The sequence below is a fragment of the Clostridium sp. JN-1 genome (genome assembly GCF_003718715.1).
Taxonomy (GTDB): Bacteria; Bacillota; Clostridia; order Clostridiales; family Clostridiaceae; genus Clostridium_AV.
On the sequence record NZ_CP033465.1, the window covers coordinates 861,367 to 887,044 of the forward strand.

Below are 25,678 nucleotides of genomic sequence, written 5' to 3' on the forward strand. Positions count from 1 at the left end.
TAATCGAAAGTTAACTTATTCTATAATTAGTGTAAGTTAACTTTTGATTTTAACTTCTATTTTATAATATTGCGTTTCCACATTATTATAGCATCTTCTTTATTATCCTGATAATAACCTTTTCTTAGACCTTCTTCTATAAAACCATATTTGTGATAAAGTTTTTGTGCAATTAAATTTGATTTTCTAACTTCTAATGTCATACTATTTACAGATTCACTTTTAGAAAGCTCTATAAGTGATTCTAAAAGTGCGCTGCCTGCACTAATTCCTCTATAATCAGGATGTACTGCTATATTTGTTATATGTGACTCATCTAAGATTATCCACATACCGGCATAACCTATTATTATACCATCTTTTTTAGCTACAATATATCTTGAAAATGAGTTGCTTTCAAGCTCAATCTCAAATGACTTTCGGCTCCACGGTGTTGGAAAACTTAGAAAGTCTATTACAAGAACACTTTCTATATGTTCTCGTTTAAATGAAATAATTTCAATATCATTATTCATTTCTTGAAGACTCCAATTTTTTTTCATATTCTCTTTCAGCTTGAGATTTTCTTATGTAAAGTGGGCAAAAATTATATAAATCATCGCTCAAACCTGATTTTAAAAGCTTTAAACCTATTTCACCGAGAGAGGATGCTTTTACTACATTTAAATGATTTGGAGAAAAAATGGCTTTAGGAATATTTTGAAGCAGTATATCTTTATATTTGTAAATACCATCACCTATAAAACAAACTTGAGTTTTATGTTTATTTACTAATGATATTAAATTTTCTACTGAAATAAGCATGTAATCACTTAATTTTTTTAAATTGTTATTTGAAAAAGTATATAATGCTGTATAAACATTACCTCTTAATGCATCCATTATAGGACATATAATACCATCAGTGTATGCCATATTATATGCTAATGCATCTAATGAAGAAACACTTATAAATGGTTTGCCGGTTCCATGACTTAATCCTTTTATAGTTGATATACCTATTCTCAAACCTGTAAAAGAACCAGGACCTTTTGAAACTACAAAACCATCTATAGAATCAATGCCTAAATTCAAATTTTTCAGCAGTGTATCTATCATAGGCATTAATATGACAGAATGTTGTTTTTTGTAATTAAACGTTATTTCACCTAATAACTTATCTTCACTCATTATTGCACAAGTAGCTGATTCTGTAGCTGAATCCAAACTTAAAATTTTCATATTTCATTTAGCTCCTTTATATAATTATATCTGTTACCATAATGTTTTATTATTATTTTCCTGAAGCTTATATCTACTTCTGGTATTTTTTTTATTTCTATGTATATGTGTTCATCCGGAATTAATTCCTCTATAAAGTTCGACCATTCTATTATACTTACTGCATCACTAAATATGTATTCATCAAAACCTATGGCTTCAATTTCATCAGGATCATTTACCCTGTATACATCAAAGTGATATAATTTTAATCTGCCTTCATATTCATTAACTATGTTGAAAGTTGGGCTAGTTATTTCATCGTGTATATTTAGTCCTTTTGCTAACCCTTTTGTAAAATGTGTTTTTCCTGTTCCTAAATCACCATTTATGCATATTATGTCACCAGGGTGCAATAGAGTACCTAGTTTTCTGCCAAGTTCTATAGTTTCATTTACTGTTTTTGTAATAAATTCCATAAAGGTCACCTCATACGATAATTCTTAAACTCTTATTATATTTTAGCATAATTATAAATTATGTAAAATGTATGTGAATTTAAGTGCTAAATCTCTGTAAAAGCCTTATATTATTTGCATTACAAAATTATATTATGTAAAATATATGTTATATATTATATCTTTCATGATAAGAGGTGAATGATTTGAAAAAGGGTATTTCAATATTCCTTATATTATATATATTAATGTTTACTGGATGTGAGTATAAAGTAGCTAGTAATAAAACGAATACAAAAGATAATTCAACTGAAATGGAAATGATAAAAGATCAGGAACTTAATATAGTAACTACAGATAAGCTGCTTTATTATTCAGTTAAGAGTATAGTTAAAGATAAGCATAATGTAAGCTATATGTTTAAAGATAGGACTGATGAATTAAATTTTAAATTTACAAGTGATAGTTTGAACAATATATCTAAAAATGATTTGCTTTTTTATATGGGAGGCGGATTTGAACCTTGGATTAATGGTTTTGTTGATAAGTTAGATAAGAACAAAGTTAGTGCTGTAAATGTATCTAGAGGAGTTAAATTTATTCCATATAATGAGCCAGTTAAAATTAATGAAACTGTTTTAAAAGATAATCCATATTATCTAATGAATGTAGATAATTATAAAATAGTTTTGACAAATATAAAAAATTCCATACAGGATAGGGACCCTAAAAATAGAGATATATATCAAAAAAATTTTTCGGATACATTGAAGAATATTGATGATTATAAAAAACAGTTAAGTGATATTACTGATAAACTTAGCAGCTATATTTTTATAACTAGTGAGGATGGATTGAATTACTTTACGAAAAGCAGCGGCTTAAATACAATTGATATAAACAAGGACATAAGTAATAAAGATGAATTAGAATCTAAAATTAAAAATTCAAAAAATGTAGTTTTTTTGTATAATGGCGAAAATATTTTGAATGATAACGAAGATATAATAAAAAAGTATAACATAAAAACCATAAATATGATGATTTATGATGGTCAAAAGCCATGTGAGGATTGTATTGAATACAACTTGAATAGTTTTAAAAACTTTTATGAAAGTGAAAAGTCTGCCGAGAGGTAAATTGGTATTTAAAAAAGGATTTATATGTTTCTTACATAAAAAAAATGATTTTACGAACAATATTATTTGTAAAATCAATTTCTTTATATGGAGGTAATAAAAATGAGAGCAGAAAAAATGAATAAACCAAATCAAGGAATTAGATGTGCTGTAAATACTTGTCATTACTATATGAATGGTGATCATTGCAGTGCATCACAAATAGAAGTTCAACCTAAAAATGCAAGTAGTTCACATGAAACTGACTGTACAACATTTATTCCAGAACAGCAAGCATAAAAACCAGAGGACATGAGTCAGAGGACAGAGGACAAAGGACATAGGACAGAGAAGGAGGATTTTTCTCCGCTGCGCTTACGAAAAATCTTTAATTAGATTTTGACAACTCGTTTCGCAAAGCGAAACATTGCTAACTTATATAAATTTAAAGATTCTTTTGCGTTAGCAAAAAATCAACCTTCTCTGTCCTCTGTCAATTGTCCTCTGTCCTATGTTTTTATATAATGAATACAATCACATTTCTAAGACCTATAACATATTATAATTTTGTAATACCATGAAAAAGGGAAGGAACAATATGTATAGTAATAGAAAGTATCCATGCTATTATTGCATTAATACACAAATGCATAATGCTTATTCATGTCCTTATTTTGCTAATACATCAATGCATGACCAAGATTATTCGAGACAGTTTGATGATCAATATATTCTTTCTGATGATGAAATTGAGCATAATTCAAGATTTGATTTTTTACAATCTTCAAGAGAAGGTGATTACTCAATTCAATTAAAGGATTATGGACCGGAGCCGTTTGTAGTTAACATTAATGAAGCGGCTGAACAAAATAATACTTTCCGCACTGCTTTATGGACAGGAAAACATCTGCAGGTTACTTTAATGAGCATCAATGTTGGTGATGATATTGGTTTAGAAGTTCATCCAAATGTTGATCAGTTTATACGTATTGAAGACGGTCAAGGACTTGTTAAAATGGGAAAAAATAAACGTAATTTGGATTTTAAGAAAAGAGTAGACGATGATTTTGCAATAATGATACCTGCTGGTACATGGCACGATGTTATAAATACAGGTAATAAACCACTTAAAGTATATTCTATTTATGCACCTCCGCAGCATCCACGTAATACGGTTCATGTGACTAAAGCAGATGAAGAAGCTGCTGAAAGGGATTAACACTAATTACGTAAAATATGGTTGGCAGCTGCTTATTCATAAAGTATGCTGCCAATTGTTTTGAAAATTTATGCTTTATGAATAAGTTAATTGCATAATACGCATAATACGGATGTTGGTACTACTCTTAGTATAAAATAATAAGAGCAGCACAAAATAAGGTTGGAGGTGTAGTATTATGGAAATAACTTTATCACAAAAAGAAAGGACGTTGCTAGAGGATCAAAAAAGTCACGAGCAAATTTGTATAGAAAAATATACGAATTATGCAAATCAGACGAAAGATAATCAATTGAAACAAATATTCAATGCAAATGGGCAAGTAGAAAGGACACATCTTGATAGCATTAATCAGATGTTAAGCGGTAAAATTCCTCAAATGAACCAACAGCAAAATCAAAGTTCAGGGCAAACTATGGGAAATCAAGGTTCTATGAGTAATATGAATAATATGCAATCAGGTGGAGTTAATTTATCTGATGCTGATATGTGCACAGATTTATTAATGACAGAAAAATATGTTTCAGGAACTTATGATACTACAATTTTTGAATTTAGAGACACCGAAGCTCGTGATCTATTAAACCATATACAAAAGGAAGAGCAAAAACATGGAGAATCTATATTTAAGTATATGGAAAGTAAAGGAATGTATGATGTTAAATAATCTAGCACGATAATTGCATAAAATATAAACTTTGGCTGTATTTAAAGATAGTATTGATTTTGAACTTTCATTCATTTCAACATTTTTCTTAAATACAGCCAAATTTTTAACTATGTAATTTCTCTAATTAATAAAATAAAGAAAGATGATATAAATGCTTAGTGTAAATATTTGCACCTGTTTTTTTTCGGCTCCTATTGTTTATAGGAGACATCGACAAACTATTGATAAATGATTATTATAATATTGATGATAATGATATGTAGATTTTACTGAAAGGAAGGTAATATTAAATGAAAATTGCAGGTGTAATTTTTACTATATTAGGTATATTAGGAGCTGTTTGCAGCGGTTACATAGATGGTGGTATAAAATTAGTTACTATGGCAGGTTCACTTGGATCTTTGATGTGTGGTATAGGATTTATTCTTTCTTATGTTAATTTTGAAAGATTATACAATATAGCAGTTGATGATAATAGAAAATCACTTTCAAAAGCAGCATAAACAAGATTTTAATTAAATGTTTTTAATATCTCAATCATAAAACCCTTGTTAATTTCAGGGGTTTTATTTTTATATATTAAAAGGTATAGACATTACACAGAAATACATTTAAAATTGTATATATTAAGTCTTGCAAACGTTTGTTGTGTGAATTAAAAAGGAGGTCTGTCTTATGGAAAATAAAATAATTTTAGGTAAAACTATAACGGAGTGGATAAATGAATATCCTTTAATGGATAAAATTATAGCAGCTGAGGAAGTATTTTGGACTAATCCTAAACATGGAAAATTTGAAGAGGCTATTAAAAAGATTTCTTTATCCGAGTTAGATGTACAAGATGCAGCTGAAAGATTAAATCGTTTTGCTCCTTATATTGCTAAAGTCTTTCCTGAAACTCAAAAGACAAATGGTATTATAGAATCTCCTATTGTTAAAATTCCTAATATGAAAAAAGCACTAGAAGATAGATTTAATCAAGAGCTTTTAGGAGATTTATTATTAAAATGCGACAGTCATCTTGCCATTTCAGGATCTATCAAAGCAAGAGGTGGTATTTATGAAGTATTAAAACATACTGAAGATCTTGCTGTTGAAAATGGTATGCTAAAATTAGATGATGATTATTCAATTATAGATAGTGATAAATTTAAACAATTCTTTTCACAATATTCTATAGCAGTAGGTTCAACTGGAAATCTAGGTCTTAGTATTGGTATAATGAGTGCTCAGCTTGGATTTAAAGTATATGTTCATATGTCTGCTGATGCAAAACAATGGAAAAAAGATCTTCTAAGAAGTAAAGGTGTTACAGTTGTTGAGTATCAATCAGATTACAGCAAGGCAGTAGTAGAAGGCAGAAAGCAAGCAGCTAATGATAAAAATATGTATTTTGTTGATGATGAAAACTCAACCAATTTATTCTTAGGATATGCAGTTGCAGCTTATAGATTAAGAAAACAATTAGAAGAAATGAATGTAACTGTAGATGAAGACCATCCACTATTTGTTTACCTTCCATGCGGAGTTGGCGGCGGCCCTGGTGGAGTGGCATTTGGATTGAAATTAGTATTTAAAGATAATGTACACTGCTTCTTTGCTGAACCAACACATTCCCCATGTATGCTTATAGGTTTAATGACTGGAATGCATGATAAAGTGTGTGTTCAAGACTTTGGAATTGATAATGTTACAGAGGCAGATGGTCTTGCAGTTGGTAGAGCTTCTGGTTTTGTAGGAAAAACATTAGAAAATTTAATAAGTGGATCTTATACAATAACAGACGATAAATTACATATTCTTTTAAGTATATTAGCGGATTCAGAAAATATCTATCTAGAACCTTCTGCATTAGCTGGAGTACCTGGTCCTACTCAATTATTTAAAACTGATTCAGGTCAAAAATATATTGAAAATAACAACTTAAAAGACAAGATGAAAAATGCTTCTCACATTGCTTGGGCTACTGGCGGAAGTATGGTTCCAAAGGAAGTTATGGATGCTTACTATAAAAAAGGTTGTGAATTAAGAACAAATTGAGGAAGAAAGAATGCTTAATATTATATCAGATGAGGAAGTAGTTATGTTCCAGTGTTTTTTACTTGATTGGTATGATAAAAATAAAAGAGAGTTTCCATGGAGATATACATTTGATCCATATAAAGTTTTGATATCTGAGACACTGCTGCAGCAGACTAACGTTGAAAAAGTTATACAGCCTTATTTGAAAATAACTAATAAATATAAAAATATAAATGAATTAGCGTGTGCAGATACTGAATTTTTAAGGGATGTATTTAAAGATATAGGATTATTTTATAGAGCAGATAGATTAAAAGAAGAAGCTGTAGAAATAATGCAATCTTTCAAAGGAGTAATACCTAATACATGGGAAGATCTTATGAAAATAAAAGGTATAGGAAATTATATCTGCAGTGCAGTACTGTGTTTTGGATATAATAAGCCGTATGCTGTTTTAGATACTAATGTAATAAGGATATTTGAGAGAATTTTTGATATTAGTTCGGAGAAAAAAAGACATAGAGATGATATGAAACTTTGGAAATTTGCTCAAATGCTTATTCCTGAGGATAGGTATGTAGATTATAATTATGCTGTTTTGGATTTTGGCGCATGTGTATGTACAATGTATAATCCAAAATGCAGTGGATGTATATTTAAGTTTATGTGCTGCAGTGTTTAAAACTGCAGCGCATTATTTTACAGAAGTTTAAATATATCATTTATATCATGCATATCACCAGTTTGTATATAATAATTTTCAGCATCCATTTTTGTATATCTACCCAAAATTGCATTTTTAGGAATGGTAAATTCATTTTGTATTGCATTAACTAATTCTTCATGAGTTATATATCCTGGAATATCGTAAGACCATTTAAAGCTTGTGATTAATTTTTCCAAATTGCATCTATCAATACTGCTGCTATATAGAAGTTTATGATTCCTCATTAGAGATTCACCATCCTGTATTTTGATGAAATCTTCATTATAAGCTTTAATTCTTACCAAAACTCATATTGTAAGCAAAATCAAAAGCCGTCTTTACTGAGGTGTTTTTAAAGCATCCTATTGTGTTGAAATTTTTAGTATTAGTGAAGCTGTAATGATTGTTTTCACAACTCATCAAATGTAATGCACACATAAATATACATCTCCTTTAAATAATGTGTATATGTGTTTGACATTTATCTAGTAAATTCCTGCCATTGTAATGAATTTTTATATATAAGTAAAAAAGCAGTACCACCTGCCCTTTTTATTTTTATATGATATAATTAATTTTTAGTATATTGTGGAGGAGAGAAACTTAAAGATGAGAAAAGAATACTTAGTAGGAAGTTTGTTCGCAGGAGTTGGGGGTATTTGTTTAGGCATTAAAAGTGCACACTTTAAAGACTCTGGATATAAACTTGCATGGGCAAATGAAATAGATGAGTATGCAGCAGAAACATACAGAACTAATTTTGATCATGGATTAATAGTTGGAGATATAGAAAAGATTATAGATCCTAGTATTCTTGATAAAGAAAAAGAGAGCTGTGAAAAACTCATGAAAGAAGCCGTAGACAGTGACAAAAGATTTGAATATGAAAAGTTGATAAAAGAATGTGAAACTGCAAAGCCTTTATATGAGGAGAAGAAAAAGCAGATATTAAGTCATAGAATAGATATCTTAAACGGCGGTTTTCCATGTCAGGCTTTTAGTATAGCGGGAGAAAGAAAAGGCTTTGAAGACCACAGGGGAAACTTATTTTGGAGTATAGTTAATTTAGTAAATATGCTTGAACCTATACATGGAAAACCAAGAATTTTATTTTTAGAAAATGTAAGAAATTTGATGTCTCATGACGGCGGAAGGACGTATAGTGTTATAAAAGGAGAGCTCGAAAAAGCAGGATACATAATTAAAGAAAAAGTTTTAAATACGATGGATTTTTCAGATTTGCCTCAAACTAGAGAAAGAATTTATATAATAGGATTTTTAAATAAAGAAGATGCAGATAGATTTACTATGTTTGATAATATAGATAAGTATATGGTAAATAAGTCGCCTGAGGATAGAATACAGAATATAAAAAATGTTATAGATTACGATTTAAATAAAGAAAATGCTGAAAAATATTACTATACAAAAGAAAAATATCCTAAATATTTTTTAACTGAGGAAGAATACTTAAAGATACCTCAAGAAAAGAGAAAAGGGGTTAGAATTAATTTAGATGAGCAAATTAAGGATAAGTATAAATTCTATCAAGTTAGAAGAGGAATGTATGTTAGAGAAAACAAAAGCGGAGTATGTCCAACACTTACTGCTAATATGGGTACAGGAGGACATAATGTACCTCTTATAAAAGTAGATGATGGAATAAGAAAATTGACACCGGCTGAAACTTTTAAACTTCAAGGTTTTCCTGTTGGTAATGGGTATACTTTGCCGGATAGATTTAATAATAGAGCTTATCCAGACAGCAAACTTTATAAACAGGCAGGAAATGCAGTTTCTGTTCCAATCATAAAGCTTATAGCTAAAGAAATATTAAAAGTACTTGATGAAAATAAGTAATACTGGAAAAGTATAAATAATCTGTGTAAACTCTAAACAGTGTAAATGCAAGTAATTTTTTTACAGGCTAAATCTCTGGGGCCTATTAGTGTTATTTGACTTCACATATATTTGGTAGTAAAATGAAAATAATTTAATAATAGTTGGAAGCAATGAAAAATTTCTGCTATTTGGGCACTTGGAAATTTTAAAGCTAGTAGTGCACCCGGCCAACAATTAATAATGTCTATTAATTGTTGGTTTTATTTATTTTAAGGTTACTGGGAGGAATAAAAGTTATTATGTTAAAGATTTTAATTGTTGATGATTCTAACTTTTCTCAAAAGATAATATCTAATTTATTAAAAGGTTTTTTAGATAATGCTGAGTTCTTTTTTGCAAGTGATGGAAGAGAAGGTTTTAGAAAATACAAAGAAATTAAACCGAAGTATGTATTTGTAGATTTGTTGATGCCAAATATAAATGGTAAAGAATTGATAAAATTAATAAAAGAATATGATGCTAGTTGTAAAATAATTGTTATTTCCGCAGATGTACAAAAAAGTGTAAGAGAAGATATGGAATCATATAACATAATGTACTTTATAAATAAACCGTTTAATCAGGAAAAAGCAAAGTTTATATGCGATAAAATAAGGAATGATAAAAATGAATAGTGATGCTTTAGTATATGATATATTGAAAGAATTATTTAATATAAGTGTTGGCAAGGCTGCAAGTATTCTTTCGGAAATAACAAATAAAAAGATTTTGTTAGATGTTCCTAATGTAGAAATATTAAATTTTCAAGATGAAAAATTTAAAGTAAATGGATATCTACCTGATAAAATAGATGGAACACTAATGGTATCTTCTATTTCTTTTGAAAAAAAGTTAGAAGGAAAAGCAAATCTAATCTTTCCTGCTAAAAAAATGAGAACTTTTATAAATCTTTGTTTAAATGAGAAACAAGAAAATAGTGAATATTATGATATGAATTTTACAGATATTGATTTTGATACTATTAAAGAAATAGGAAATATAATTTTAAACTGTATTTTAGGGGAGGTTGGAAATTACTTAAATATTAACTTAACCTATACTTTACCAGAAGTAAAAGTATTTAATGCAATAGATTTTAGCAAAGATATTGAAAATGAAAGTTATATGTATACTTTGATTTTATACATAACTTTTCTCATAGATGATGTGGAAATAGAGGGCGCTGTAATAATTGATTTAACATTAAAATCCTTAAATGAATTGATGAAAAAAATTGATAAAGTAAGGGATGAACTTTATGAATAGAATTTTATTTGATGCTCTAGATAATGTTAATGAAGGAGTAGTAATTTTAAATGAGCAATTTAAAATTTTATTTTGGAACAGTTATATGAAACATATAACTGGAATTGGAACAAAGTATATCATAGGTAAAAGTATTTATGAAGCGTTACCAAATTTTAACAAAAATTATTTTAATGAATCTATAAAATCTTTAATGAATAATGAATATAAACTGTTTTTTTCAGCAACTATGCATAAGGATCTAGTTAATGATAATGGGAAATTTAATTTAAAGATAAGTAAGTTGGAAGAGGATAAGTGTAAATTTTTATTTTTGGAATTTATTAGTGTTACCAATGAATTTGAGAGAGTTAATCAATTAAAATTATATATCAACAAATTATCTCTTTTAAATAAAGAACTAAAGGATAAAGAAAAAATTATTAAGAATTTGGCTTATTATGATAAACTAACAGGGTTAGGAAATAGAGTGCTATTTTATGAAGTTGCAGACAAAATACTTGATAATTGCTGTAGAAATAACCACATGTTAGGGTTAATGTTCATAGATATAGATAATTTTAAAAGTATTAATGATACCTATGGACATACGGTTGGCGACAGCGTCCTCGCCGAAGTGGCAGATATATTGAAAAAAGCTACGAGAAAAAATGATGTAATTGCTAGATTTGGTGGAGATGAATTTTTAGTATTGCTGCCAGATATAAAAAACTTTAATAATTATAAAATCATACATTCTAGGATTATAAATACTAAAAAGAGGATTATAAATTTAGGCGGCAATAAAATAAATGTATCTCTTAGCACAGGAGTTAGTTTTTATCCTCAGGATGGCAAAAGTATAGATGAGCTTATAATAAAGGCTGATGAGGCAATGTATATTGCAAAAAATGTAGATGGAAATGATAATTGTTTTTGCAGTAAATATATTGGGTAAGACTGTATTTAATTTAAAAGTCATAGAGTATAATTTTAGTAGGCAAAGATAGCAGTAATTACTGCTTAAATAATAAAGGGGCTGCCGCGTTAGTATATTTTTTTATGCTAATGAGACAGCCCCTCAAAATAGCACTAAACTGTTATAAGTTAATACTATCTTATATACTAATTTATATTTTGTTTTTAAGTTTCAACTACTTTAATATACAGTTATTAACTCCAACATTCGCTGATTTTCTGTCAACAACTCCTTGAACTGTTACAGTATCACCTTTTTTCGAGTTCGCTATTTTATCAATTCCTGACTTTTCCTTAAAAAAACATTGAACATTTGTTAATGCAAGCTCTTCTCCTGATGAAAGGACAATATAGGTTTGTCCAGCAACAACGCCAATATCTTTTATTGTTCCACTTGTTAAAACTGTTTTACCCTTATAAGTCTTATCTGCATTTACTTCATTATCTTTATAAGCTTTAGCTAAATCAACAGCTTAAATAAATAATTAAGAAAACGAGAAGTGTTATTACCTTTAGATATTAAAATATTAATTTGTATAATTTAGATTAACTTCTGTATTTATTGGTCTTTTTAATCTAAACTTGAAACACTCTAAGTCACTGATACTAAAAAGAAAAAAGCAGTCTAACCACTGATTAGACTACTTTCATTTCTATTTGGCAGGGGTACAGTGACTCGAACACTGAACCAACGGTTTTGGAGACCGCTACTCTACCAATTGAGCTATACCCCTATATTATTATCAGCTAAATCAACATTAGTAAATTTACAATGCCGATTGCCGACATGAATTATTATAGGACAGAAGGCTTCATCTGTCAAGCTTTTTAAAAAAGTTATTTTATGAAAAATGCCAGAAAACATCAATTTACACAAACTTAAATAAAAACTATAAAGTAATTATCTAAAAGTGGTATAATAGTTGTTGAAATTATACACCTAATTAAGAAAAATCTCACTATTGTAAAAAGCTTATAAAAAAGTAATATTGATCAATTTAAAATAATTATATTTGGAGGTGCTAAAAATGGATTTTAAATCAGATATAGAAATAGCACAGGAGTGTAAAATGAGACCCATTAAAGAAATTGCAAGTAAACTTGGAATTCCTGAGGATGATATTGAACTTTACGGAAATTATAAGGCTAAAATTGATTATAATCTTTTAAAAAGAACTCAAGGCAAAGATGGTAAAATAATTTTATGTACAGCAATTAATCCAACTCCAGCAGGTGAAGGAAAGACTACCACTTCTATAGGTGTAGCAGATGCATTATCAGAGCTTGGAAAATCTGTTGTAGTTGCACTAAGGGAACCATCCATGGGACCTGTTTTTGGAATTAAAGGCGGCGCTGCAGGCGGCGGATATTCTCAAGTTGTTCCAATGGAAGATATAAATCTTCATTTTACTGGTGACATACATGCAATAGGTGCTGCAAATAATTTACTTGCCGCAATGATAGATAATCACATTTACCAAGGAAATAAATTAAATATAGATCCAAGAAGAATAACTTGGAGAAGATGCGTTGATATGAATGATAGGCAGCTTAGATTTATAACTGATGGACTTGGCGGAAAAGCAAATGGTATGCCAAGAGAAGACGGCTTTGATATAACAGTTGCATCTGAAATAATGGCTATATTCTGTCTAGCATCAGATATAAGCGATTTAAAGCAGAGAATTGCAAAAATAGTTATAGGATATACTAGAGATGGCAAACCTGTAACCGCACATGATTTAAAAGCAGAAGGTGCAATGGCTGCTATTTTAAAGGATGCATTAAAACCAAATTTAGTTCAAACTTTAGAGGGAACTCCAGCATTTGTTCACGGCGGACCATTTGCCAATATAGCTCATGGATGTAATTCACTTATAGCAACTAGAATGGCAAGACATTTTGGTGATTATGTAGTTACTGAGGCAGGTTTTGGTGCTGACCTTGGAGCAGAAAAATTTTTAGATATAAAATGCAGAATGTCAAACCTTAAACCAGATGCAGTAATTATAGTTGCAACAGTTAGAGCTCTTAAGTACAATGGAGGAGTTGTAAAGCAGGAATTAAACAAGGAAGATCTTGAAGCTTTAGAAAGAGGACTTCCAAATTTATTAAAGCATGTTGAAAATATAACTAAAGTATTTAAACTTCCAGCGGTAGTTGCAATAAATAAATTTCCAACTGATACTGATAGAGAAATTGAATTAGTTGAAAGAAGATGCAAAGAGTTAGGAGTTAATGTAAAAATATCAAATGTATGGGCAGAAGGTGGAAAAGGCGGAATAGAAATTGCAAAAGAAGTTCTAAGACTTATAGATGAAGGAGAAAATAATTTTGAATATGCTTATGATGAAAAACTTCCAATAAGAGAGAAGATAAGGACTATAGCTCAAAAAATTTATGGTGCCGATGATGTAACATTTACAACTAAGGCAAGTAAAGAAATAGATGAACTTGAGAAATTAGGATTCGGTGAAACACCAGTATGCATAGCAAAAACTCAGTATTCATTAACTGATGATAAGAACAAACTTGGAAGACCAGCGGGATTCAATATAACCGTAAACCAAGTTACTGTTTCAGCAGGAGCAGGTTTTGTAGTTGCAATAACTGGTTCTATAATGAAAATGCCGGGATTGTCAAAGACTCCATCTGCTGAAAAAATAGATGTTGATGAAAATGGTGTAATAAGCGGATTGTTTTAGTGTTACAGGGAGGTACTATTATGAAGTTGGCAGATAATACATGCAGTGAATTTGTTCATAAGCTGTCGTCAAAGTTACCAACTCCGGGCGGTGGTGGAGCTGCAGCATTAGTTGGTTCCATTGGAACAGCTCTTGCAAGTATGGCAGCAAATTTAACGGCTAACAATAAGAAATTTAGTGAATATGAAAAAGATATCAAATACATAGCTGAGAGTGCACAGAAAATACAAGATGAACTGCTGAGTTTGATTGATGAAGATGCAGAGCATTTTTTGCCGTTTATAAAAGCATTTGATATGCCTAAAGAAACTGAAGAAGAAAAAAAGTCAAGGCAGGAAGTTATACAAAAATGCTTAAAAGATGCATGTGTAACGCCTATTAAAATAATAAAAAAGTGCTGTGAAGCTCTTGAAATTCATGAATATATGGTGAATCACTGTTCAAAGATGGTTGCAAGTGATATAGGAGTTGGTGTACAGAGCCTTAGGTCAGCAATACTAAGTGGAGAATTGAATGTAATTATAAATATAAATTCAATTAAAGATGATGAGTACGTTAGTAAAGTGAAAAAAGAAGTCGGCTCACTTGTTAAAAGTGGTACGGAAAAAGCCGATATGATTTATAAAAAGGTACTTAATACCATCTCTAAATAACTCATTTTATCAAATTTTTAATGTGAAGGAGAATTGAAATGGGCCGGATAATCAAAGGTAAACCAGCTGCAGATGCCATAAGCAAAGAGCTAATCGAGGAAGTAATTGATTTGAAGTCAAAAGGAATTGCTCCAAAACTTTCAGTTGTGAGGGTTGGAGAAAATGAAAGTGATTTAGCTTACGAAAGAGGAGCCTCAAAGAGGTGCTCTAAAATAGGAATTCAAATGGAAGTTAAAGAACTTCCGGAAGATATAGATGAAGAGCATTTTACAGCAGAAATCAAAAAATTAAATAATGATAAAACAGTAAATGGTATATTGATATTTAGACCGCTTCCAAAGCAATTAAAGGAAGACTCGGTAAAGTACATAATTGCACCTAATAAAGATGTAGATTGTTTTAGTCCTATAAATGTATCAAAATTAATGGAAAATGATAAAACTGGTTTTGTTCCATGTACACCATCAGCAGTTATAGAAATATTAAAGCACTATAATGTTGAGATAAAAGGAAAAAATGCTGTAGTCATAGGGAGGTCAATGGTAGTTGGTAAACCTGTATCCATGCTCCTGTTAAATGAAAATGCAACAGTTACAATTTGTCATTCAAAAACTCGAGATATACATTTAATAGCTTCAAAAGCAGATATACTTGTAGTTGGAGTTGGAAAAGCAAAAATGGTAGATGAAAGGTATATTAAAGAAGGTGCAATTGTAATAGATGTTGGTATAAATGTTGATAAAGATGGAAAACTATGTGGGGATGTAGATACTGATAGATGTGTCAATAAATCTTCGATGATAACTCCAGTTCCTGCAGGAGTAGGTTCTGTTACAACATCTATTCTTGCTAAACATGTTGTAAAAGCATGTAAATTGCAAAATGATTTATAATAAACAACTATTTTTGCATATCTTTTTAAGTTTATGTATTGAACATTTAGTTTTAATGTGATATACTTTAAGTAATTTAATAAAATGATTTTAAGGCGGAGTTTAAGAGAGCCAATATTAAGGTATAGTATACCTTAATATTAGTTCTCTTTTTTATTTGTCTTGAGGAGGTATTTAAATGTTTGATATAACAATTATAGGAACTGGTGTAGTAGGCTCTGCAATAGCAAGAGAATTGTCAAGATATAAATTAAAGATATGTGTTTTAGAAAAAGAATCAGATACAGCAAGTGGTACAACTAAAGCTAATAGTGCTATAGTTCATGCTGGATTTGATGCTGAACCTGGAACTTTAAAAGGCAAATTAAATGCAAAAGGAAATGCTATGTTTGATGAACTTTCAAAAGAATTAGATTTTCCTTTCAAGAGAATAGGATCATTGGTATTGTGTTTTGATGAAAAGGATTTAGATGGACTCTATAAGTTGAAGAAACAAGGAGAGGAAAACGGTGTACCAGGTCTTGAAATATTAGACGGTGACAAGGTAAAAAACATGGAACCAAATATTTCTGAAAATGCTGCTGCTGCATTATATGCACCAACTGGTGGAATAGTTTGTCCTTATGAGATGACAATTGCTTTAGCAGAAAATGCTTATACTAATGGTGCTGAATTTAAATTTGATACCAAAGTTGAATCAATAGATAAAAAAGATGGAAAATATGTAATAAATACTAATAAGGGAAGTATAGAAACTAAATTAGTTATAAATGCTGCTGGAATTTATGCAGATGAAATAAATAATATGGTTAGTAAAAATAAGTTAAAAATAATACCAAGAAAAGGTGAATACTGTCTGTTTGATAAGGCTGTTGGAAATACTGTTTCAAAGACTATATTCCAACTTCCAACTAAAATGGGAAAGGGTGTTTTGATTACACCAACAGTTGACGGAAATCTCCTAGTTGGACCTAATGCAGTTGATATAGATGATAAAGAAGATTTAGATACAACAAGTGAAGGCATAAACGATATACTTGAAAAGGCTTCACTAAGTGTAAAATCCATACCTGTAAGACAAGTTATAACTTCATTTTCAGGTTTAAGAGCTCATTCAACAGCTGGAGATTTTATAATAGGAGAAGCTGAAGACGCAGAAAACTTTATAAATACAGCAGGAATTGAATCGCCTGGATTATCAAGTGCACCTGCAATAGCAAAAATGGTTGAGGGTATGGTTGTAAAAAAATTAAGCCCTGAAAAGAATGATAAGTTTAATCCTATAAGAAAAGGAATACCAAAGTTTAGAGAAATGAGCAATGAAGAGAGAAAGAAGCTTATAGCACAGGATCATAGATATGGTAAAATAGTATGCAGATGTGAAACTGTCACAGAAGGAGAAATTGTAAATGCAATACAAAGACCATTAGGTGCTAAAAATTTAGATGGTATAAAGAGAAGAACTAGAGCTGGAATGGGCAGATGTCAGTGTGGTTTTTGTTCAACAAGATTAGTTGATATTTTAGCGAGAGAGCTTAAAGTTGATCCAAAAAGTATAACTAAATATGGTAAAGGTTCAAATATATTAATAGGCAAAAATAAAGAAACTATTTAGGTATATGTTTATTGGACTATGAAAAACCAATTTGATATGGAGGGTTAAAAATGCAAGCATATGATATAGTAGTAATAGGTGGAGGTCCTGCTGGACTTGCAGCAGCAATCTCGGCTAAAGAAGAAGGCATAGATAATATTTTAATATTGGAAAGAGAAGATCAACTAGGTGGAATTTTAAATCAGTGTATTCACAATGGATTTGGACTTCATACTTTTAAAGAAGAATTGACTGGTCCTGAATATGCTCAAAGATTTATAGATAAAACTCTTGCTTTAAAGATACCATATAAATTAAATACAATGGTTCTTGATATAAATGAAAAAAAAGAAATAACAGCTGTCAATGAAGAAGATGGAATTATAGAAATAAAGGCAAAATCAATAATATTAGCGATGGGATGTAGAGAAAGACCTAGAGGAGCTATAAATATACCTGGAAGCAGATGTGCTGGTATATATACTGCTGGAACAGCTCAAAAGTTTGTAAATGTTGAAGGGTACATGCCGGGCAAGGAAGTAGTAATACTTGGATCTGGTGATATAGGACTTATAATGGCAAGAAGGATGACTTTAGAAGGTGCTAAAGTTAAGGCAGTAGTTGAACTTATGCCGTACTCAAGTGGACTTAAGAGAAATATAGTACAGTGTCTTGATGATTTTGGAATTCCGCTTAAATTAAGTCACACTATCACAAATATAAATGGAAAAGGCAGAGTTGAAGGTGTAACTATTGCAAAGGTCGGCGAAGATAGAAAACCTATAAAGGGAACAGAAGAATATATTAAATGTGATACAATACTTCTTTCAGTAGGTCTTTTACCTGAAAATGAACTTTCAAGAAAGGCAAATGTAAAGCTGTCCAATGTAACTAGCGGACCTGAGGTAGATGAAAGTTTGGAAACTAACATTGAAGGTGTATTTGCATGTGGAAATGTTCTTCACGTACATGACCTTGTTGATAATGTTACACTTGAAAGTTATAATGCTGGAAAAAATGCAGCTAAATATGTAAGTGGCAAAAGATTTAATGGTGAAAAAATAGAAGTTATAGCTGCAGGTGGTGTAAGATATACTGTTCCTAAGTTTATAAATCCAGAAAATGTAGAAAAAGTTTTGGATGTTAGATTTAGAGTTGGAAATGTTTATAAGGACAGCTTTATAAGTGTGTATTTCGACGATAAGAGAGAAATGCATATAAAGAAGAGAATTCTTGCTCCAGGTGAGATGGAAACTGTTAAACTTACAAAAGCAATTTTTGATAAGTACAGTAATTGCAAAAAAATAACCATTAAAGTTGAAGGGGAGTAATTTTTATGGATATAAGAGAATTAGTATGCATAGGTTGTCCTATGGGATGCCAACTTCAAGTTAAATTAAATGGAAAAGAAGCTGTAGAAGTTACAGGAAATACTTGCAAAAGAGGAGAAGTATACGGTAAAAAAGAATGTGTAAATCCAACAAGAATAGTTACTTCTTCTGTATGTGTAAAAGATGGTAAAATAGATGTTGTACCAGTAAAAACTGAAAGTGATATTCCTAAGGAAAAGATATTTAACTGTGTAAAGGCATTAAAAAATCTAGTTGTAGAAGCACCAGTAAAAATAGGAGATGTAGTAGTAGAAAATATACTTGGCACAGGAGTTAATGTTATAGCTACTAAAAATATTGAAGCAAAATAATTTAAATATTGAAAAAGGGATGTCCAAAGTTTTGTATTTGGACATCCCTTTGTATTAAAATAAATTTTTAAAGCACGTTTTACATATAATAAGAGAACCTTTATTTGCAGTGATTATATCACGGCTTTTTATTATTTTTCCGCACATACTGCAGTAAGTTTCACCATCTTTTAATTTGGATTTAGGTTCAATTTTACGAGCACCCTGCAAATGTTTTTTATTTGGCGGTGGAGAATAGTTTATAGGATCACTTTTGCATTCTTTTTGATTTATTTTATAATTTATTGAATAATTGCTTTCACAAAATAATTCCAATTCAAAACGCGGATTTTCCCTGTCATAAAATTCTTCAATCATTAATTTCCGTATTTGAGCATCATTTATTATTAAGCCGCTTTTTTCTATACCATCAAATATACTCTTTGTTATGTTAGTTGTATCTGGATGTCTTTTTTTACTTTTATAATACACTTTGAGTACAGCAATTAAGGATTCTGTTAATGTCAGCCCTGGATTTTGAGACCTTGCCTCATATGCTATTTCTTCTTCATATATTGCATATCTATCATGATATTTTCCAGAATTGTATGGAAGAATAGCTCTACCTTTTGCATTTGAAAGCTTAAAATTTGATTTAGTTATTGGAGAACCTTGTACGATTACTTTTGCATAATTTTGTTCCATATACAGCTGCTCCTTTTATAAAATTTAAATTACCTACTTATTAGAATACTTTTTTACCCACACTTTAAACTTCAATTTGTTTATTAAGTCGTAAATTCCATATATAAAAGGAAAAACACGATTTACTGTATAATAGCTAAGCGGATAAAGCATAAATGGATACACAGAATGAAAATTGAACTTTATGCCCATAAGTATACATAGAGCAACCCATTTAGGCGGCTGTATAGGCCACGGAATTGGTGCTTTCTTTCCAGCATTTTTAAAGAAATTAGATGATGTTGAAACTGGATATACAAGTGTTAGTTTTCCCATATCATTTTTCTCAAAACGGTAAGTATGTGCAAAATGGTCTATTGCAGCTTTTGTAGAACAGTATAGTGCATAACCTGGAAGTGGTACATGGCTTACTGCAGAGCAAGTTATTACAACTGTATAACGTCTTCCTCTATTTAGTTCTTTCATTTTTTCAAGTGAATATATTGGTGAAATTACATTTGTTTTAAATATTTTTTCAGCATGATCCCAATCTGCATCGTTTAATTCCTCACAATACGCAAAACCTGCATTTGCAATAAATAAATCAATTTTACCAAAGGTTTTTAATGCAAAGTTAAATAATTCATCTACATTTTCTTTTTTAGATACATCACATTTATAAGGTTTAACTTTATCATCTATTAAAGGTATATTTTCAATATTACGTGCGACTGCAATTATTTCCGTATCATACTTTGATAGAAGTTTTAAAAGTTCGCGCCCTATACCTGAAGAAGCTCCTGTTATAATTATTTTTTTACCACTTAAATCCATACTTTCACCTCCTGTATATACTTATTTTAAACTATAATTTATTACATATTCTAATTATAACATTCATCAAGTTGATTTGAAGATAATATAATTTTATAATGAAGTGTGTAATAATATAAATGTTAATAGTTTATCTAATATTTAAAGTATGGGAGGCATATAAATGAGCGAAATTGCAAGAAGATTAAATCAATGTAAAAAACCTGAAGGTGATTTAGGAAAAGTTGTTGTAGATGATATGAATGAAAGTCACTATGAATTGACAGGATGGGGACTTAATAAGGTGAAAATTGATACAGATAGTGTTATTTTAGATATAGGATGCGGTGGTGGAAAAACCATAAATAGGCTTGCATCTATAGCTAAAAGCGGCAAAATTTTTGGAATAGATTACTCTGTAGATTGTGTAAAGTGGTCAAAACAGTACAATAGGGATTTAATTGATAAAGAACAAGTCAACATTATAAATGCAAGTGTGGAAAAGTTACCATTTGAGGATAGTAAATTTGATATTGTAACAGCAGTTGAAACAATTTATTTTTGGCCTAATCTTGTTAAAAACTTAAAGGAAATTAAAAGGGTTTTAAAAGATAAAGGTAAATTAGTTATAATCAATGAAATATATAAGGATCAAAATTTTGAAGAGAGAAATAATAATTATGTAAAAAATTGTAACATGAAAATATATACTCCTAATGAACTTAAAAAATTATTGGAGATGGCTGGCTATCAAGATATACAGATGGAATTAAAAGAAGAAAAAAATTGGGTATGCTATATAGCTCAAAAGTAATATAATTGATTTACAATATTATTAGTAAAGTTGCTGACAAACTTATTTTGTCAGCAATCATTTTAAGCTGTTATAGATTGATTCTAAATTTGAGTCCATAGATTCAATGTAATTTTTATTATCCTCCCTATTTTCTATTGTATATATTTTTTTTACACTGGCATTAACTTCTTTTGCAAGTGTTTCAGATACTTTAGGACTTGTCATGTCTTCCATGAATATAGTTTTAATATTATTTTTTTTACAGTAGTCAGTAAGTTCTTTTAATTGCTTTGTACTTGGTTCACCAGTTGCAAAAACATCTTCTATGCTTTTTTGATTCAATCCAAAGTCTCTGCAAAGATATGCAAATGCTGCATGACCTGTAACAAAGTCTTTATTTGAAACTGATTTAAACTTTTCACTGTATTTACTATACAGTAAGTCAAGCTCTTTTGAAAATTCATTGAAGTTTTTTTCATAATAATTCTTGTTTGATGGATCAGCTTTAATAAGTGCATCTTTTATATTGGAGGATTCAATTTTAGCACCTTTTAAACTAAGCCATAAATGTGGATCATATTGACCGTGTTCCTGCATTTCACTGCGATTATAATTTTTAATAGGATTTGATCCTTTAGAAGCATCAACTACAATTAAATTTTTATTGTCTATTGCTTTTAAAGTCCTATCTGTCCAGTTTTCCATTCCAAGTCCATTATATATGAACACTTTTGTATCACTTATATTTTCCATATCTTTTGCCTTTGGTTCAAAATCATGGGGTTCAGTTCCATCAGGGACTAATGTTGTTATATCAACTTTATCTTTTCCAATTGCATAAGCAAATTCACGCACAGCATTAAATGTAACTACAACTCTTATTTTTGAACCAGAATTTTTAACATTATCTTGAGGTTTATTGCTATTACTGCATCCAGCTGACGAAATTATCAAAAGTGCAGTTATAAATACAGTAAGTATTTTCTTTGACATTATACCACTCCTAGAAATTAGTGTTGCAAATCATTTGCATTTATATATATAATATATTTATGAAAAAAATTTGTCAATGAGATGATTGGAGGACAGATATGCTGAAAATTAGCAACTTGTATTTCTCATATAACAAGCATGCACCTTATATATTAAACAATATTAATTTAACTATAAATAATGGCGAATATGTATCCATACTAGGGGAAAATGGATGTGGAAAATCAACTTTAATAAAATTAATGCTCAATATTTTACAACCAACAAGCGGTACTATAATAAATGAAGCTAAAAATATTGGATATGTAGCACAAAAATCAGATTTCCTAAATTCACAGTTTCCAATTACCGTTTATGAAATGCTTGATTGTTATAGAAAATTGTTAAAGATAAAGGATAAGGGAATAATAACAAAGAGTTTAGAAACAGTAAATATGCTGGAATTTAAAAATTCACTTATAGGAAATTTATCAGGGGGACAATGTCAAAAGATATTTATAGCAAGAGCAATAATGGGAAATCCAGATTTGCTTATTTTAGATGAGCCATCTACTGGTGTTGATATAAAAAGTCAGAAAGAAATTTATAGCTTGATTAAATATTTAAATAGAAATAAATGCATAACTGTTATATCAATAGAACATAACCTTAAGGCGGCAATTTCAAATTCATCGCTTATATATCATTTGTCAAATGGAAATGGTCATATGTGCAAGCCGGATATATATATCAAAGAATATGTAGAGGCTAATGGAGGTAATAAATTTTATGTTTGATTATACATTTATGCAAAATGCTTTTATAATAGCTGTATTGATTTCAATACTTTGCCCGTGTATAGGTATTTTTTTGGTTTTAAAGCGATATTCCATGATAGGAGATACTCTATCACATGCTTCACTTGCAGGGGCTGCAATAGGACTTTTAACACAAAAAAATCCTATTTTTGCTGCATTTATATTTACTTCAATATGTGGAGTTTTAATTGAATTTTTAAGGGGCTATTTTAGAAAGTATGCTGAACTTATACTTGTAATAGTTATGTCATTGGGTGTTGGAATTGCAATTACCATAATGAGTTCTGGAATATTACATACAAATGTTGATTCATTTATATTTGGAAGTATACTTACAGTGTCAAGAGAGGATTTGTATACGGTCATTATACTGAGTGTTATATCATATATATTGATATTTTTCTCATATAATCAGCTTGTCTTTATTGCTTTTGACGAAGAAGCAGCAAAAATATCTGGAGTAAAGGTTAAAATGATCAACTATGTATTTGCAATATTGGTTGCAGCTACGGTTTCTGTTTCAATAAGGATAGTTGGGGTGCTTGTTTTAAGTTCAATGATTGCCCTGCCAGTTGCAACTGCACTGCAGCTTAAGAAAGGATTTAAAGTTACATTAATATCGTCAATAATATTTAGTATTATAGATGTTTTAATAGGTTTATTTTCTTCATATTATATAGGATGTGCACCAGGTGGATTGATTGCATTAGCATCTGTTGCAATGTTAGCTGTAGTTATGTTTTTAAAAAAAGTATCTAGTCTCAGCTGCTCTTATAGGTTATCTAATAAGAGTATTGCAAAAGAAAACGACTAAAATTATTGACAATAAAGTAAATGTGTGTTACTAATTAATTAAAATAAAAAATATTTTGGGGAGTCTGTGTTACAGACTGAGAGTGAGATTGAATCTTAAGACCCTTATGACCTGATTTGGGTAATGCCAACGTAGGGAAAACTTTATATAACTTTGAATTTAAAAGGTTTATTAAAAGGTTTGAAGAGGAAAGCATTACGTGGCTTTCCTCTTTTTGCGTATAAAATTGAAAGGGAGATGTATAAAATGAATTATACTACGCAGATGGATGCAGCTAAAAAAGGCATAGTTACAAGTCAAATGAAGACAGCAGCTGAAAAGGAAAATATGGATGTACAAAAGTTAATTAAGCTTGTTGCAGAAGGAAAGGTTGTTATTCCAGCTAATAAAAATCATAAGAAATTAAGTGCAGAAGGTGTAGGAAAGGGGTTAAAAACTAAGATAAATGTAAATTTAGGTATTTCAAAAGACTGCTGCAATATAGATTTAGAACTCAATAAAGTAAAAAAAGCAATAGAAATGAAAGCAGAAGCTATAATGGATTTAAGCTGCTTTGGAAAGACAAGGGAATTTAGAAGCAGGCTTATAGAAATGTCTCCAGCTATGATAGGTACAGTACCTATGTATGATGCAGTTGGCTTTTATGATAAGGAATTGAAGGATATAACTGCTGAAGAACTTCTAGGAGTTATAGAAACTCATGCAAAAGATGGTGTTGATTTTATGACTATACATGCAGGTATAAATAGGGAAACTGCACAAGTATTTAAAAGAAACCCAAGACTTATGAATTTTGTATCAAGAGGAGGAAGTTTACTATATGCATGGATGAATTTAAATAATAGAGAAAATCCTTTCTATGAGTACTTTGATAAGGTGCTTGATATATGTGAAAAATATGATGTTACAATAAGCTTGGGGGATGCATGCAGACCAGGATGTCTAGATGATTCAACAGATCCAAGTCAAATTAAAGAACTTATGACTTTAGGAGAGCTTACAAAGAGAGCGTGGAAAAGGAATGTACAAGTTATGATAGAAGGACCTGGACATATGGCTTTAAATGAAATAGAAACAAATATGTTACTTGAGAAAAAACTTTGTCATGATGCACCTTTTTACGTTTTAGGACCTATTGTGACTGACATAGCACCTGGCTATGATCATATAACTAGTGCTATAGGAGGAGCAATTGCAGCAACTTATGGAGCAGATTTCTTGTGTTATGTAACTCCAGCTGAACATTTAAGATTGCCAGATTTAGATGATATGAAAGAGGGAATTATAGCAGCGAAAATAGCAGCACATGCCGCAGATATTGCAAAGGGAGTTAATGGTGCAAGAAATTGGGATAATAAAATGGCTAATGCAAGAAGAGAACTTGATTGGAATAAAATGCTTGAACTTGCGATAGATCCAGAAAAAGCTAAAAGATACAGGGAGAGTTCAAGACCAGAAGATGAAAAAACTTGTACAATGTGTGGAAAAATGTGTGCAGTAAGGAATATGAACAAAGTCATGGAAGGCAAAAATATAAATATCCTAAGGGATGATGATTAGAAAGTATGTGAAAATATGAGTTGAATTCCCATAATGATTAAAGTCATTATGGGAATTTTTATATACATCTTAAAATAATTTATTTATAGACGATATTAAAATAGTATAATAAATTGTATTATCTTAGTTTTCATTGTAATATTAGGTATGCGATTATTTATTTTCTAAAACGCATATACAACAGTTTAGATATGCGTT

General features: G+C 30.0%; 28 protein-coding genes, 1 tRNA gene and 2 riboswitches. Of the genes, 21 read left to right on the top strand and 8 right to left on the bottom strand.

Features of this window, described 5'->3' with window-relative positions:
* Positions 1–56: 56 nt before the first annotated feature.
* From rimI to tsaE, 3 genes are read right to left on the bottom strand one after another with little or no spacing between them, the layout of a single operon-like run.
* Positions 57–515 (bottom strand): ribosomal protein S18-alanine N-acetyltransferase, encoded by a 459-nt coding sequence (rimI, locus tag EBB51_RS04250; protein ID WP_123053318.1) that lies wholly within the window; start codon positions 513–515, stop codon positions 57–59.
* Positions 508–1,221 (bottom strand): tRNA (adenosine(37)-N6)-threonylcarbamoyltransferase complex dimerization subunit type 1 TsaB, encoded by a 714-nt coding sequence (gene tsaB, locus EBB51_RS04255; RefSeq protein ID WP_123053319.1) that lies wholly within the window; start codon positions 1,219–1,221, stop codon positions 508–510. The genes rimI and tsaB overlap by 8 nt, the downstream gene beginning before the upstream one ends.
* Positions 1,218–1,679, bottom strand: coding sequence for a tRNA (adenosine(37)-N6)-threonylcarbamoyltransferase complex ATPase subunit type 1 TsaE (tsaE, locus tag EBB51_RS04260; protein ID WP_123053320.1), 462 nt, complete (start codon positions 1,677–1,679; stop codon positions 1,218–1,220). Before tsaE ends, tsaB begins: the two co-directional genes overlap by 4 nt.
* Positions 1,680–1,864: 185 nt before the next feature.
* Here tsaE and EBB51_RS04265 point away from each other — a divergent pair, with 185 nt between their 5' ends.
* The 7 genes from EBB51_RS04265 (at position 1,865) to EBB51_RS04295 (ending at position 7,369) form a co-directional block, all read left to right on the top strand.
* A complete protein-coding gene (locus tag EBB51_RS04265; protein WP_123053321.1) occupies positions 1,865–2,797 on the top strand; it encodes a metal ABC transporter substrate-binding protein in 933 nt (310 codons plus the stop codon).
* Positions 2,798–2,899: 102 nt separating this feature from the next.
* Positions 2,900–3,076, top strand: coding sequence for a DUF1540 domain-containing protein (locus tag EBB51_RS04270; protein ID WP_123053322.1), 177 nt, complete (start codon positions 2,900–2,902; stop codon positions 3,074–3,076).
* 298 nt (positions 3,077–3,374) lie between these two features.
* Positions 3,375–3,995, top strand: a complete 621-nt coding sequence (locus EBB51_RS04275) for a cupin domain-containing protein (RefSeq protein ID WP_123053323.1) — start codon at positions 3,375–3,377, stop codon at positions 3,993–3,995.
* 178 nt (positions 3,996–4,173) lie between these two features.
* On the top strand, positions 4,174–4,662 hold the full coding sequence (locus EBB51_RS04280; RefSeq protein ID WP_123053324.1) for a spore coat protein: 489 nt from the start codon (positions 4,174–4,176) through the stop codon (positions 4,660–4,662).
* 293 nt (positions 4,663–4,955) lie between these two features.
* On the top strand, positions 4,956–5,168 hold the full coding sequence (locus tag EBB51_RS04285; RefSeq protein ID WP_123053325.1) for a hypothetical protein: 213 nt from the start codon (positions 4,956–4,958) through the stop codon (positions 5,166–5,168).
* A 172-nt stretch (positions 5,169–5,340) separates the two neighbouring features.
* Positions 5,341–6,705, top strand: a complete 1,365-nt coding sequence (dsdA, locus tag EBB51_RS04290) for a D-serine ammonia-lyase (RefSeq protein ID WP_123053326.1) — start codon at positions 5,341–5,343, stop codon at positions 6,703–6,705.
* A gap of 10 nt (positions 6,706–6,715) precedes the next feature.
* On the top strand, positions 6,716–7,369 hold the full coding sequence (locus EBB51_RS04295) for an A/G-specific adenine glycosylase (RefSeq protein ID WP_123053327.1): 654 nt from the start codon (positions 6,716–6,718) through the stop codon (positions 7,367–7,369).
* 17 nt (positions 7,370–7,386) lie between these two features.
* Here the strand turns inward: EBB51_RS04295 and EBB51_RS04300 are convergent, their stop codons facing one another.
* The gene (locus EBB51_RS04300; RefSeq protein WP_123053328.1) at positions 7,387–7,638 is read right to left on the bottom strand and encodes a hypothetical protein; all 252 of its coding nucleotides are present in this window, start codon (positions 7,636–7,638) and stop codon (positions 7,387–7,389) included.
* A 364-nt stretch (positions 7,639–8,002) separates the two neighbouring features.
* Here EBB51_RS04300 and dcm point away from each other — a divergent pair, with 364 nt between their 5' ends.
* The 4 genes from dcm to EBB51_RS04320 all read left to right on the top strand — a co-directional run bounded on the left by dcm (position 8,003) and on the right by EBB51_RS04320 (position 11,477).
* Positions 8,003–9,253, top strand: a complete 1,251-nt coding sequence (gene dcm / locus EBB51_RS04305) for a DNA (cytosine-5-)-methyltransferase (RefSeq protein WP_123053329.1) — start codon at positions 8,003–8,005, stop codon at positions 9,251–9,253.
* 136 nt (positions 9,254–9,389) lie between these two features.
* A riboswitch (cyclic di-GMP riboswitch) is annotated at positions 9,390–9,473 on the top strand.
* Positions 9,474–9,534: 61 nt separating this feature from the next.
* Positions 9,535–9,909, top strand: coding sequence for a response regulator (locus tag EBB51_RS04310; protein ID WP_123053330.1), 375 nt, complete (start codon positions 9,535–9,537; stop codon positions 9,907–9,909).
* Complete coding sequence (locus EBB51_RS04315) at positions 9,902–10,540, top strand: chemotaxis protein CheC (protein ID WP_123053331.1); 639 nt, start codon at positions 9,902–9,904, stop codon at positions 10,538–10,540. Before EBB51_RS04310 ends, EBB51_RS04315 begins: the two co-directional genes overlap by 8 nt.
* Complete coding sequence (locus EBB51_RS04320; RefSeq protein ID WP_123053332.1) at positions 10,533–11,477, top strand: sensor domain-containing diguanylate cyclase; 945 nt, start codon at positions 10,533–10,535, stop codon at positions 11,475–11,477. Before EBB51_RS04315 ends, EBB51_RS04320 begins: the two co-directional genes overlap by 8 nt.
* A gap of 678 nt (positions 11,478–12,155) precedes the next feature.
* Here EBB51_RS04320 and EBB51_RS04330 read toward each other — a convergent pair.
* A tRNA-Trp gene (locus EBB51_RS04330) sits at positions 12,156–12,231 on the bottom strand.
* 294 nt (positions 12,232–12,525) lie between these two features.
* On the opposite strand from EBB51_RS04330, the gene EBB51_RS04335 reads away from it, so the two are divergent.
* From EBB51_RS04335 to EBB51_RS04360, 6 genes are all read left to right on the top strand, one after another.
* Positions 12,526–14,202, top strand: coding sequence for a formate--tetrahydrofolate ligase (locus EBB51_RS04335; protein WP_123053333.1), 1,677 nt, complete (start codon positions 12,526–12,528; stop codon positions 14,200–14,202).
* 20 nt (positions 14,203–14,222) lie between these two features.
* Positions 14,223–14,855: a cyclodeaminase/cyclohydrolase family protein gene (locus EBB51_RS04340; RefSeq protein ID WP_123053334.1), complete on the top strand. Its 633-nt coding sequence runs from the start codon at positions 14,223–14,225 to the stop codon at positions 14,853–14,855.
* A gap of 38 nt (positions 14,856–14,893) precedes the next feature.
* The gene (locus EBB51_RS04345) at positions 14,894–15,748 is read left to right on the top strand and encodes a tetrahydrofolate dehydrogenase/cyclohydrolase catalytic domain-containing protein (RefSeq protein WP_123053335.1); all 855 of its coding nucleotides are present in this window, start codon (positions 14,894–14,896) and stop codon (positions 15,746–15,748) included.
* A gap of 178 nt (positions 15,749–15,926) precedes the next feature.
* Entirely contained in the window at positions 15,927–17,363 is a 1,437-nt protein-coding gene (locus tag EBB51_RS04350; protein ID WP_123053336.1) for an NAD(P)/FAD-dependent oxidoreductase, read from the top strand.
* A 50-nt stretch (positions 17,364–17,413) separates the two neighbouring features.
* The gene (locus tag EBB51_RS04355) at positions 17,414–18,673 is read left to right on the top strand and encodes an FAD-dependent oxidoreductase (protein ID WP_123053337.1); all 1,260 of its coding nucleotides are present in this window, start codon (positions 17,414–17,416) and stop codon (positions 18,671–18,673) included.
* 5 nt (positions 18,674–18,678) lie between these two features.
* On the top strand, positions 18,679–19,044 hold the full coding sequence (locus tag EBB51_RS04360; RefSeq protein WP_123053338.1) for a DUF1667 domain-containing protein: 366 nt from the start codon (positions 18,679–18,681) through the stop codon (positions 19,042–19,044).
* A gap of 54 nt (positions 19,045–19,098) precedes the next feature.
* Here the strand turns inward: EBB51_RS04360 and EBB51_RS04365 are convergent, their stop codons facing one another.
* Positions 19,099–19,728, bottom strand: a complete 630-nt coding sequence (locus EBB51_RS04365) for a RusA family crossover junction endodeoxyribonuclease (protein WP_123053339.1) — start codon at positions 19,726–19,728, stop codon at positions 19,099–19,101.
* Between the two features lie 33 nt (positions 19,729–19,761).
* A complete protein-coding gene (locus EBB51_RS04370) occupies positions 19,762–20,541 on the bottom strand; it encodes an SDR family NAD(P)-dependent oxidoreductase (RefSeq protein ID WP_123053340.1) in 780 nt (259 codons plus the stop codon).
* 163 nt (positions 20,542–20,704) lie between these two features.
* On the opposite strand from EBB51_RS04370, the gene EBB51_RS04375 reads away from it, so the two are divergent.
* On the top strand, positions 20,705–21,334 hold the full coding sequence (locus EBB51_RS04375; RefSeq protein ID WP_123053341.1) for a class I SAM-dependent methyltransferase: 630 nt from the start codon (positions 20,705–20,707) through the stop codon (positions 21,332–21,334).
* Positions 21,335–21,391: 57 nt separating this feature from the next.
* Here the strand turns inward: EBB51_RS04375 and EBB51_RS04380 are convergent, their stop codons facing one another.
* On the bottom strand, positions 21,392–22,309 hold the full coding sequence (locus EBB51_RS04380) for a metal ABC transporter substrate-binding protein (protein ID WP_123053342.1): 918 nt from the start codon (positions 22,307–22,309) through the stop codon (positions 21,392–21,394).
* A 98-nt stretch (positions 22,310–22,407) separates the two neighbouring features.
* Between EBB51_RS04380 and EBB51_RS04385 the strand changes: the two genes are divergently transcribed.
* The 3 genes from EBB51_RS04385 to thiC all read left to right on the top strand — a co-directional run bounded on the left by EBB51_RS04385 (position 22,408) and on the right by thiC (position 25,480).
* Entirely contained in the window at positions 22,408–23,085 is a 678-nt protein-coding gene (locus tag EBB51_RS04385) for a metal ABC transporter ATP-binding protein (RefSeq protein ID WP_123053343.1), read from the top strand.
* A complete protein-coding gene (locus tag EBB51_RS04390) occupies positions 23,078–23,920 on the top strand; it encodes a metal ABC transporter permease (protein ID WP_123053344.1) in 843 nt (280 codons plus the stop codon). Before EBB51_RS04385 ends, EBB51_RS04390 begins: the two co-directional genes overlap by 8 nt.
* Positions 23,921–23,966: 46 nt before the next feature.
* A riboswitch (TPP riboswitch) is annotated at positions 23,967–24,075 on the top strand.
* Between the two features lie 91 nt (positions 24,076–24,166).
* Positions 24,167–25,480 (top strand): phosphomethylpyrimidine synthase ThiC, encoded by a 1,314-nt coding sequence (gene thiC / locus EBB51_RS04395; protein ID WP_123053345.1) that lies wholly within the window; start codon positions 24,167–24,169, stop codon positions 25,478–25,480.
* Positions 25,481–25,678: the final 198 nt, after the last annotated feature.

Coding starts and splice junctions, on each gene's coding strand:
- EBB51_RS04350 (WP_123053336.1), top strand. CDS start 15,927: ATGTTTGATATAACAATTATAGGAACTGGTGTAGTAGGCTCTGCAATA.
- EBB51_RS04315 (WP_123053331.1), top strand. CDS start 9,902: ATGAATAGTGATGCTTTAGTATATGATATATTGAAAGAATTATTTAAT.
- EBB51_RS04390 (WP_123053344.1), top strand. CDS start 23,078: ATGTTTGATTATACATTTATGCAAAATGCTTTTATAATAGCTGTATTG.
- dsdA (WP_123053326.1), top strand. CDS start 5,341: ATGGAAAATAAAATAATTTTAGGTAAAACTATAACGGAGTGGATAAAT.
- EBB51_RS04385 (WP_123053343.1), top strand. CDS start 22,408: ATGCTGAAAATTAGCAACTTGTATTTCTCATATAACAAGCATGCACCT.
- EBB51_RS04355 (WP_123053337.1), top strand. CDS start 17,414: ATGCAAGCATATGATATAGTAGTAATAGGTGGAGGTCCTGCTGGACTT.
- EBB51_RS04310 (WP_123053330.1), top strand. CDS start 9,535: ATGTTAAAGATTTTAATTGTTGATGATTCTAACTTTTCTCAAAAGATA.
- rimI (WP_123053318.1), bottom strand. CDS start 515: ATGAATAATGATATTGAAATTATTTCATTTAAACGAGAACATATAGAA.
- EBB51_RS04335 (WP_123053333.1), top strand. CDS start 12,526: ATGGATTTTAAATCAGATATAGAAATAGCACAGGAGTGTAAAATGAGA.
- EBB51_RS04345 (WP_123053335.1), top strand. CDS start 14,894: ATGGGCCGGATAATCAAAGGTAAACCAGCTGCAGATGCCATAAGCAAA.
- EBB51_RS04275 (WP_123053323.1), top strand. CDS start 3,375: ATGTATAGTAATAGAAAGTATCCATGCTATTATTGCATTAATACACAA.
- EBB51_RS04270 (WP_123053322.1), top strand. CDS start 2,900: ATGAGAGCAGAAAAAATGAATAAACCAAATCAAGGAATTAGATGTGCT.
- EBB51_RS04285 (WP_123053325.1), top strand. CDS start 4,956: ATGAAAATTGCAGGTGTAATTTTTACTATATTAGGTATATTAGGAGCT.
- EBB51_RS04295 (WP_123053327.1), top strand. CDS start 6,716: ATGCTTAATATTATATCAGATGAGGAAGTAGTTATGTTCCAGTGTTTT.
- EBB51_RS04375 (WP_123053341.1), top strand. CDS start 20,705: ATGAGCGAAATTGCAAGAAGATTAAATCAATGTAAAAAACCTGAAGGT.
- EBB51_RS04320 (WP_123053332.1), top strand. CDS start 10,533: ATGAATAGAATTTTATTTGATGCTCTAGATAATGTTAATGAAGGAGTA.
- EBB51_RS04380 (WP_123053342.1), bottom strand. CDS start 22,309: ATGTCAAAGAAAATACTTACTGTATTTATAACTGCACTTTTGATAATT.
- EBB51_RS04300 (WP_123053328.1), bottom strand. CDS start 7,638: ATGAGGAATCATAAACTTCTATATAGCAGCAGTATTGATAGATGCAAT.
- EBB51_RS04365 (WP_123053339.1), bottom strand. CDS start 19,728: ATGGAACAAAATTATGCAAAAGTAATCGTACAAGGTTCTCCAATAACT.
- thiC (WP_123053345.1), top strand. CDS start 24,167: ATGAATTATACTACGCAGATGGATGCAGCTAAAAAAGGCATAGTTACA.
- tsaE (WP_123053320.1), bottom strand. CDS start 1,679: ATGGAATTTATTACAAAAACAGTAAATGAAACTATAGAACTTGGCAGA.
- EBB51_RS04360 (WP_123053338.1), top strand. CDS start 18,679: ATGGATATAAGAGAATTAGTATGCATAGGTTGTCCTATGGGATGCCAA.
- EBB51_RS04340 (WP_123053334.1), top strand. CDS start 14,223: ATGAAGTTGGCAGATAATACATGCAGTGAATTTGTTCATAAGCTGTCG.
- EBB51_RS04280 (WP_123053324.1), top strand. CDS start 4,174: ATGGAAATAACTTTATCACAAAAAGAAAGGACGTTGCTAGAGGATCAA.
- EBB51_RS04370 (WP_123053340.1), bottom strand. CDS start 20,541: ATGGATTTAAGTGGTAAAAAAATAATTATAACAGGAGCTTCTTCAGGT.
- dcm (WP_123053329.1), top strand. CDS start 8,003: ATGAGAAAAGAATACTTAGTAGGAAGTTTGTTCGCAGGAGTTGGGGGT.
- tsaB (WP_123053319.1), bottom strand. CDS start 1,221: ATGAAAATTTTAAGTTTGGATTCAGCTACAGAATCAGCTACTTGTGCA.